Source organism: uncultured Succinivibrio sp. (assembly GCF_902756765.1).
GTDB lineage: Bacteria > Pseudomonadota > Gammaproteobacteria > Enterobacterales > Succinivibrionaceae > Succinivibrio.
Genome location: NZ_CACVSS010000191.1, coordinates 1 through 2,104, shown reverse-complemented (window position 1 = coordinate 2,104; position 2,104 = coordinate 1). Strand labels below are relative to the sequence as shown.

Annotated in this window: 2 protein-coding genes; both read left to right on the top strand. The window is 39.5% G+C overall.

Going from position 1 to position 2,104, the window contains the following annotated elements; genetic code table 11:
* A partial coding sequence (locus QZU45_RS12285) for an FkbM family methyltransferase (protein ID WP_295355704.1) occupies positions 1-411 on the top strand: 411 nt, incomplete at its 5' end.
* 121 nt (positions 412-532) lie between these two features.
* On the top strand, positions 533-2,104 hold a 1,572-nt coding region (locus QZU45_RS12280), incomplete at its 3' end, for a thiamine pyrophosphate-binding protein (RefSeq protein ID WP_295355702.1).

The following is a 2,104-nucleotide window of genomic DNA, read 5'->3' as shown; positions in this document are numbered from 1 at the left end:
GATTATATAAAAAAAAATAAAATAGATAATGTCGAACCAATTAATGTGGCAACAGGAAGTGAAACAGGAGAAATTGGATTTCATTCAACAGAAAATATGAATTCAATTGTTGTTAAAGGTGAAGTTTCAAACTCAGATAAATTAGTAAAAATTGTTAAACTAGATGATTACTTCTCCGAAAGTCCTACTCTAATTAAGATGGATATTGAAGGTGCAGAGTTAGACTCTTTAAAAGGGGCATCCGAGATTATCTCAAAATTAAAACCAAAGCTTGCTATCTGTATTTATCATCTGCCATTGGATTTTTATGAAATTCCTAAATATTTAAAGGCATTAGTTCCTGAATATAAATTTAAAATAAGGCAGCATGAAGACCTGTTTTGGGAAACAGTTTTATATGCTTATATATAGAATAAACAAAAAGTCTAATTTCCCTTACTGATTAAATTTGCTTTTTTTGATACGAAATATTGGGGAAGAAGCAATCATTGAGAAATGAACAATACCGAATAAATTATAAGGTCCAAACAATATGATCAGACTTGCAGACTACTTACTATCCAAACTCAGTGCTCTTGGAATTAAACATCTTTTCTACGTCCCAGGAGGTCAATGTGTTTTTCTCTGTGATGCCTTACGCCGTAGTGAAACTATAAAAGGAATCAGTATGCATCATGAGCAGGCTGTTGCTATGGCGGCTGTTGCCTACTCAACTTTAAACGAAACTATTGGAGCAGGATTGGTTACAACCGGATGTGCAGGAACTAATACTTTTACAGGTGTTCTGCATGCTTTTCAGGATAGTATTCCTCTGATTATTATTTCAGGCCAGCAGAATTACGAGAACACAGTTAAAGCATCTGGCATACCAATAAGACAGATTGGTATTCAGGAGGCGGATATTGAAACTCTTGTAAAGCCAATTACAAAGTATGCTGTAACCGTAAGTGAGCCAAGTGAAATCAGATATCATTTTGAAAAAGCTGTATATCTGGCAACTCACGGCAGAAAAGGTCCTGTATGGCTGGATGTACCGCTGAATGTTCAGAACACCATGATTGATGAGAACAATCTTAAGGGCTTTACTGATTACGAAGAATCTAATAAGCCAACTGCAGATGCTCTTGATTATCTGAAGCAAGCCTATGCTGATGCTAAAAGACCAGTTCTTCTGGCTGGTAACGGCGTACGCAGTGCCTATGCCAAGACAGAGCTTAAAGCTCTTGCTGAAGAGCTTCATATTCCTGTGGTATTCAGTCGTCTAGCTGCAGATATTCTTCCTTATGCTCATGAATACAATTTCGGTATTATAGGTGGTGTTGCCGGTGCTGATCGTTATGCTAACTTTATAGTTCAGAACTCTGATCTGGTTATTTCTGTTGGATCGAGATTATCTATGGAAGTAACCGGTGGGGACAGAGCCTCCTTTGCAAGAGAAGCTAAGGTTCTGGTTGTAGATGTCGACCCGGTTGAGCATCAGAAAAAAGGCGTTAAGATTGACAGATTCATTAACTCTGATGCCAAGCTGTTTCTTGAAGCAATGATGGGATTAAATCTTCCGAAGGTATCAGAAGAGTGGCTGGATAAATGCAGGCACTGGAAGGATACCTTCAACTATCCTATGCAGTGTGATATTACACATATCTATCCTGAGCTTACAGACAAGACCTTCTCAAGTAGAGATGCTCTTATATCTGAAATAACCTCTGATGACAGCCGCAATATTGATATGAAGTTTTTCATGACCAAGCTGTCACAACTTGCTCCTGACGGTACCGTCTATGTCTCTGATGCAGGCCTTACCGGTGCTGCCGGTCCAGCTGCAACCGAATTTAAGCCTAATGACCGCTTTGTTATGGCTTTATCGCAGGGAGAGATGGGCTTTGCTCTGCCTGGTGGCTGCGGTGCTTCTACATTAACAGATGGTCCTGTTGTTTCCTACTCTGGAGATGGTTCTGTGATGATGAATCTTCAGGAGCTGCAGACAGTGGTGCGCAATCAGTTCAATCTTAAGATTGTGATTGTAAATAACAACGGTTACTCTGGTGTTCGTCATGGTCAGAAGGCTCATTTCAGAGGAAAGAGTATCGGTACCGATCCTTCC